Genomic DNA, 6,786 nt, shown 5'->3' with positions numbered 1-6,786 from the left:
CCTCCCGGCACACCCCCGGCCGCTCCGGCGGGCCTTTCCACCGGTCCGCAAAGCGCCGTCCCGGCGGGCCGCGAAAGGTGATCCATCCCTCTCGCCAGGCGGGTTTCGAACGCGTCCTTTCACCTCTGCGCGGACATTGGTGAGAAAGCCACGCGCGGCGAAGTCTCGCAGCGGCCCCAGTAGGCGGTAGTTTCGGAGACAGCGGGACCATCCTGCGAGGGAGTGACGTGACCGAGGAAACCGCTGCCATGCCGGCCAGTACACAGTTGACCGTCCGCGATGTGGTGACCGTGAGGCTGCCCGCCGCGAGTGCCTACCTGTCCGTCCTGCGGACCGCGACCGCGGGCCTCGCCGCCCGGCTGGACTTCACGCTGGACGAGATCGAGGACCTGCGCATCGCGGTCGACGAGGCGTGCGCGATGCTGCTCGCCCAGGCCGTCCCGGGGACGGACCTGACCTGCGAGTTCGAGCTGACCGGCGATGCCATGCGCATCTCGGTCGCGGTGCTGACCGTGGACGGCCGCGAGCCCAGCCGCGACACCTTCGCCTGGACGGTCCTGTCGTCGCTGGCGGGCGAGGTCGACGCGCAGGTCGGCGCCGACGACCGGGTGACCGTGACGCTGCAGAAGCGGCGGGGTGCGGCGGGGGCCCCGTGACCGAGAAGACGACCATCGCCGGCGCCGGGAACGAGCGTTCCGACAGCGCGGTGCCCGACCGGGCCAGGGCCCGCGCGCTGTTCGAGCGGCTCGCCGAGCTGCCCGAGGGCGACCCCGAGCGCCAGCGCATCCGCGACCAGCTCGTGGAGCTGCACCTGCCCCTGGTGGAGTACCTCGCCCGCCGCTTCCGCAACCGCGGCGAGTGGCTGGACGACCTGATCCAGGTCGCCACGATCGGGCTGATCAAGTCGATCGACCGGTTCGACCTCGGCCGGGGCGTGGAGTTCTCCACCTACGCCACGCCCACGATCGTCGGCGAGATCAAGCGGCACTTCCGCGACAAGGGCTGGGCCGTGCGCGTCCCGCGCCGGCTCCAGGAGCTGAAGCTGTCGCTGACCAAGGCGATCAGCGACCTGGCCCAGCGGGAGGGCCGCGCGCCGACGGTCAGCGAGCTGGCCGCCCACCTGCAGATGAGCGAGGAGGAGGTGCTGGAGGGCCTGGAGTCGGCGAACGCCTACTCCACCGTGTCCCTCGACGCCCCCGACTCCGGCGACGAGGACGCCCCGGCGGTGGCCGACTCGCTCGGCATGGTGGACGAGTCGCTGGAGGGCGTGGAGTACCGCGAGTCCCTCAAGCCGCTGCTGGAGAAGCTGCCCGCGCGCGAGAAGAAGATCCTGCTGCTGCGGTTCTTCGGCAACATGACCCAGTCGCAGATCGCCGCCGAGCTCGGCATCTCCCAGATGCACGTGTCCCGGCTGCTCGCCCGCACGCTCGCCCAGCTCCGCGACGGCCTCACCGCCGACGAGTGATCGTCCCGGCCTCGCCGTCCGGCTCTCCGTCGCCGTCCGCCTCGCCGTCCTCAGCGGCCCCGTCGTGGACGAGCCAGGCGGTGCTCGGCGGGCTGAGCACCGCCACCAGCGCGAGGACCGCGGCCACGCCCATCGGGACCGCCATCTCCGGACGCTCGCTCTGCCACAGCGACCACGCCACCGGCAGCGCGAACAGCTGCGTCAGCACCGTGGGAGCCCGGCTCCACTGGTCGGCGCGCAGCAGCCCGCGGGCGCAGCCCAGCATGCCGAGGCCGCCGGCCAGGGCGAGGACGGTCACGCCGATCGCGCTCACCGGGTCGACGGCGGCGCCGGCGGCGGTCTCCACGCCGCTGAACACCCCGAATCCGATGGCGGCCAGGCCCTCCGCGGCTTCGAGGGCGGCGGCGGCGTGCACGGTGTAGGGACGCTTCGACACAACCCGAAACCCTACTCGCCCCCCGGGCGTGACCGCCGCGTGGGGAAACGCCGCGGAACGATCGATACCCTGGCGCGGTGCGCGCCATGCTCATCGCCAACCCCAAGGCGACCTCGACCTCCCGGCGGGCCCGCGACACCCTCGTGCGGGCCTTCTCCGGCGATCTCGACCTCGTCATCGCCGAGACCGCCCACCGCGGCCACGCGACCGAGCTCGCCCTCCAGGCCGCCGTCGACGGCTACGACGCCGTGATCGCGCTCGGCGGGGACGGCACCGTGAACGAGGCGGTCAACGGCCTGCTCGCCGAGGGCCCGTCCCCCGGCCTGCCGGCGCTGGCCGTCCTGCCGATCGGCAGTGCCAACGTCTTCGCGCGCGCCCTCGGCCTGCCGGGCGACCCGATCGGCGCGACCCGCGTGGTGCTGGAGGCCCTGCGGGCCGGACGGCACCGGACCGTCGGGCTGGGCACGGCCGGCCTGCCGAACGGCACGGAGCGTTATTTCACCTTCAACGCGGGCATCGGGTTCGACGCCGAGGTCGTGCGGGAGGTGGAGCGGCGCCGGGGCGCGGGGGCCAAGGCCGACCCGTCGCTCTATGTGCGCACCGCGGTCCGGCATTTCTTCTCGGGCACCGATCGGCGGCGTCCCTCGCTAACACTGGAAGTGCCCGGACGGCCGCCGAAAGGCGGGCTGTTCCTCGCCTTCATCTCCAATACGTCGCCTTGGACATTCATGGGTCCGCTGCCGGTGAATCCGAGCCCGAAGGCGAACTTCGCGCGCGGCCTGGACCTGTTCGGGATGCGCTCGCTGGAGGTGGCGCCGACGCTGGGCGCGGTGGCCCAGATGCTGGCCCCGCGCGCCCGGCCCGTCCAGGGGCGCCACGTGGTGAACCTGCACGACGCGGCGGAGATCACCTTGCGCGCGGAGCGGCCCGTGGCCTTTCAGCTCGACGGCGACTACCTTGGCGAGCAGGACCACATCACCTTCCGATCGGTCCCGAAGGCGATACGCATCGTCATATGAGACCGTCCGGCCGATCAGTTAACGACAAAGCAACACGGCCGACCCGCTGATGTGACACATGCGACACCCATACTTTGAGAATCCTTTCTCAAAGGTCTTGCGTCTGCCCGCGGACGGCTGACACGCTCAAAGTGCGCCCGGCCAGGGGCCCACCGTCGTCAGCCTCCTGACCAGCGGCGCCGCGGAATGACCACCCCTGGACCCGGCCACCGGCGCTCCGGGAGTCCGCGACATGTGAAACCGTTCACAAAAGTGGAGTGTCTCCACCACCTGACGAAGGAGTGGACCGCATGGACTGGCGCCACCGCGCAGCCTGCCGTGACGTGGACCCCGAGCTGTTCTTCCCGATCGGCAACACCGGGCCCGCGATCCTGCAGATCGAAGAGGCCAAGCAGGTGTGCAAGCGCTGCGACGTCACCGACGCCTGCCTGCGCTGGGCGCTGGGGTCCGGTCAGGACTCGGGCGTCTGGGGCGGCATGGGCGAGGACGAGCGCCGCGCGCTCAAGCGCCGCACCGCCCGGGCCCGCGCCCGCGCCAACGCCGGCCTCTAGGGCGCTTCTTATAGATCTACGTTCTGTTGCGCGACGCCCAGGCACGCACCTCGCGGCGTTGTCGTCGGTCGACAGCCAACACCGGGCTGCCTCCCTCCTCCGCCTTGCGATGCACGCACCTGGACACCGCTCACGACGAACAAGACCCATAAGAAACGCCCTGGCCCGCGCGGTCCCCGCGACCGCGTCCCGCCGTGAACGGGCGGCGCCGCCTCCGAACCCTCCGGCCGGAGAGCATCCAGCGCCGCACCGGCGACACCGTACCTCCGCATGCCCGTAACCCTTGGGTCGCGGGCACCCGCCGCCGGGGTCAGGGACGGGGCGGCCCCGGACGGTGGTGCTGGACGATCGGCACGTCCACCACGACCTCCGTCCCGCCGCCGTCGCGCGGCCGGAAGTCCAGCCGTCCGCCGAGCTCTCCCACGATCAGCGTGCGGACGATCTGCAGCCCGAGGCTGTCGCTGCTCTCCACGTCGAAGTCGGCGGGCAGCCCCACGCCGTCGTCGGCGACCACGACCACCAGCCGCCGCCCGTCGTCGCCCTCCCCGTCCGAGCGGCCCGGCGCCGCCCGCCGCGGCGCGTGACCGCCGGGATCCGGCCACTCCCCCCAGACCGGCACCCCGCCCGGGTCGGGGGCCGCGTCGCCGTCGCCGTAGCGGTGCGCGACGACCTCCAGGGTCCCGAACCGGTTCGCCAGGCCGTGCTCCAGCGCGTTCTGCAGCAGCTCGGTGAGCGCCATCGCCAGCGGCGTCGCGATCTCGGCGGGCAGCACCCCGAAGTTCCCCGTCCGCTTCGGCGTGACCTTCGTCTCCGGCGTGGACACCTCCCCCGCCATCATGATCACCCGGTCGGCGATGTCGTCGAAGTCGATGAGCTGGTCGGGGGTGTGCGAGAGCGTCTCGTGCACGATCGCGATGGACCCGACCCGCCGGACCGCCTCGTCCAGCGCCGCCCGCCCCTCCGGGATCTGCAGCCGCCGCGCCTGGAGCCGCAGCAGCGCCGCGACCGTCTGCAGGTTGTTCTTCACCCGGTGGTGGATCTCCCGGATCGTGGCGTCCTTCGTCATCAGCTCGCGGTCGCGCCACCGCAGCTCGGTGACGTCGCGGCACAGCACGATCGCGCCGATCCGCGTCCCGCCGACGACCAGCGGGATCGTCCGCAGCTGCATGACCGACCCGTGCGACTCCACCTCGACCTCGCGCGGCGCCCGGCCGCTCAGGACGACGCTCAGCGCCTCCTCCAACGGCTCCCCGGTGTCGCACAGCCCCGCCGTGACCTCGCCGATCGCCTCCCCGACCAGGTCCCTCGGATAGCCGAGCCGCCGGTAGGCCGACTGCGCGTTCGGGCTGGCGTACACCACCTTGCCCGACCGGTCGAGCCGCATCAGCCCGTCCCCGACCCGGGGCGAGCGGACGAGGTTCGGCTCCTCGCCCGGCGCCGGGAACCGCCCCTCGGAGATCATCTTCGCGAGGTCGCTGGCGCTCTGCAGGTAGGTCAGCTCCAGCCGGCTCGGCGTCCTGGCCGAGCTGAGGTTCGTGCTGCGCTGGATCACCCCCAGGACCTTCGCGCCGCGCCGCACCGGGATCGACTCCTCCCGGACCGGGATGCCGCTGCCCCACTCCGGGTCGCCCTCCCGGACGATGCGCCGCTCCCGCCAGGCGACGTCGATCAGCCCGCGCCGTCCCGTCCGGACGACCTTGCCCACCAGGTCCTCCGGATACGCCGTGGGCCCCGTCGTGGGCCTGATCTGCGCGATCGCCACCCAGCCCGGGACCTGCGCGCCGGTGTCGATCGCGGGCGTCTGCCGGCGCCCGGCGCCGCCGCGCGCGCCGCTCCCGGCGTCGGGCGGCAGGGCGTCGCCCGACCGCAGCGGCACCCACAGCAGCAGGTCGGCGAACGACAGGTCCGCCAGGAGCTGCCAGTCCGACACCAGGGCGTGCAGCCACTCCAGGTCGGTGTCGGTGAGGTCGGTGTTGTCGCGCACCAGATCGGTCAAGGTAGGCACCCGACCATCATCGCCCATCCGATTTGGACCGGGGCGCCCGTCCCCCGCCCCGCGCGAGCTGGCAGGATGCCCGGCATGACCGCAGCAGGAGACCCCCTCGCCAGGCTCCGCGACGCCGCCGCCCGCCGCGCCGAGGCCGGGCTGCGCCGCACGCTGCGCCCGCGCTCCGCCGCCCCCGGCGCCGCCATCGACCTGGCGTCCAACGACTACCTGGGGCTCGCCGGCGACCCCCGCCTGGTCGCGGGCGCCGTCGCCGCCGCCCGCGAATGGGGCACCGGCTCCACCGGATCCCGCCTGGTCACCGGGACGACCGAGCTGCACGCCGAGCTGGACCGGCGGCTCGCCGCGTTCACCGGCAGCCCCGCCGGGCTCGTGTTCTCCTCCGGGTTCCTCGCCAACCTCGGCGCCGTCACCGCCCTCGCGGGCCCCGGCACGCTGGTGATCTCCGACCAGGTCAACCACGCCTCGATCGTGGACGCCTGCCGCCTGTCGCGGTCCCGCGTCGTGATCGTCCCGCACCGGGACACCGTCGCCGTCGAGCGGGCCCTCGCGGGCCGTGACGAGGACCACGCCGTCGTCGTCACCGACGCGGTGTTCTCCGTGGACGGCGACCTCGCGCCCCTGGCCGGGCTGCACCGGGCCGTCCGGGCCCACGGCGCGCTGCTGATCGTCGACGAGGCGCACGCGCTCGGCGTGGTCGGCGAGCGCGGCCGAGGCGCCGCGCACGCCGCCGGCCTCGCGGGCGAGCCCGACGTGATCCTCACCGTCACGCTGTCGAAGTCCCTCGCGTCCCAGGGCGGCGCGGTCCTCGGCGCCCCCGAGGTGATCGAGACGCTCGTCGACACCGGCCGGTCGTTCATCTTCGACACCGGCCTGAACCCGCCCGCCGCCGGCGCCGCGCTCGCCGCCCTCGACGTGCTGGAGGCCGACCCCGCGCTGCCCGGACGCGCCCGCGAGCGGGCCCGCCGAATGGCCGCGCTCGCGGCCGGATCCGGCCTGGAGACCGCCGACCCCGCCGCGGCCGTCGTCCCGGTCGTCCTCGGCGAACCGGACGCGGCGGTCCGCGCGGCCGCGATCTGCGCCGGGCACGGCGTCCGCGTAGGCTGCTTCCGGCCCCCGTCCGTCCCCAAGGGCCGCGCCTGCCTGCGGCTCACCGCGCGCGCCACCGTCGCCGAGGCCGACCTCGCAGCGCTCCATCGGGCCCTGACGGAGGTCGCACGCTCTACCGGCCGTAGTCTTCACACATAACATCGGGGAGAACCGGTGATGAACGTGAGGAGATACCGTGACGGAGGTCAGGGGCGGGCCCC

7 protein-coding genes are annotated in these 6,786 nt (G+C 73.6%); 5 read left to right on the top strand and 2 right to left on the bottom strand.

Features of this window, described 5'->3' with window-relative positions; genetic code table 11:
• The first annotated feature begins 227 nt into the window (after positions 1 to 227).
• Both E1298_RS19645 and E1298_RS19640 read left to right on the top strand, forming a co-directional pair.
• Positions 228 to 656 carry an ATP-binding protein gene (locus E1298_RS19645; RefSeq protein WP_131895290.1) on the top strand — a complete coding sequence of 143 codons (429 nt, stop codon included), beginning with the start codon at positions 228 to 230 and terminating at the stop codon, positions 654 to 656.
• A 50-nt stretch (positions 657 to 706) separates the two neighbouring features.
• On the top strand, positions 707 to 1,465 hold the full coding sequence (locus E1298_RS19640; protein ID WP_131895300.1) for an RNA polymerase sigma factor SigF: 759 nt from the start codon (positions 707 to 709) through the stop codon (positions 1,463 to 1,465).
• Here the strand turns inward: E1298_RS19640 and E1298_RS19635 are convergent.
• On the bottom strand, positions 1,449 to 1,901 hold the full coding sequence (locus E1298_RS19635; RefSeq protein WP_243725671.1) for a hypothetical protein: 453 nt from the start codon (positions 1,899 to 1,901) through the stop codon (positions 1,449 to 1,451). The genes E1298_RS19640 and E1298_RS19635 overlap by 17 nt on opposite strands.
• A 77-nt stretch (positions 1,902 to 1,978) precedes the next feature.
• On the opposite strand from E1298_RS19635, the gene E1298_RS19630 reads away from it, so the two are divergent.
• Together E1298_RS19630 and E1298_RS19625 are read left to right on the top strand one after the other, a co-directional pair.
• Entirely contained in the window at positions 1,979 to 2,920 is a 942-nt protein-coding gene (locus tag E1298_RS19630) for a diacylglycerol/lipid kinase family protein (RefSeq protein WP_131895288.1), read from the top strand.
• Positions 2,921 to 3,210: 290 nt separating this feature from the next.
• Complete coding sequence (locus E1298_RS19625) at positions 3,211 to 3,471, top strand: WhiB family transcriptional regulator (protein WP_131895286.1); 261 nt, start codon at positions 3,211 to 3,213, stop codon at positions 3,469 to 3,471.
• A gap of 310 nt (positions 3,472 to 3,781) precedes the next feature.
• Here E1298_RS19625 and E1298_RS19620 read toward each other — a convergent pair whose 3' ends face one another.
• Positions 3,782 to 5,476: a sensor histidine kinase gene (locus E1298_RS19620; protein WP_131895284.1), complete on the bottom strand. Its 1,695-nt coding sequence runs from the start codon at positions 5,474 to 5,476 to the stop codon at positions 3,782 to 3,784.
• A 66-nt stretch (positions 5,477 to 5,542) separates the two neighbouring features.
• Here E1298_RS19620 and E1298_RS19615 point away from each other — a divergent pair, with 66 nt between their 5' ends.
• Complete coding sequence (locus E1298_RS19615; RefSeq protein WP_424923104.1) at positions 5,543 to 6,724, top strand: 8-amino-7-oxononanoate synthase; 1,182 nt, start codon at positions 5,543 to 5,545, stop codon at positions 6,722 to 6,724.
• The last annotated feature ends 62 nt before the right edge of the window (positions 6,725 to 6,786 follow it).

Origin of the sequence: Actinomadura rubrisoli, assembly GCF_004349215.1 — a bacterium.
GTDB lineage: Bacteria > Actinomycetota > Actinomycetes > Streptosporangiales > Streptosporangiaceae > Spirillospora > Spirillospora rubrisoli.
Note: the sequence above shows the minus strand (reverse complement) of the source record. Positions and strands in the feature narration are given on the sequence as shown.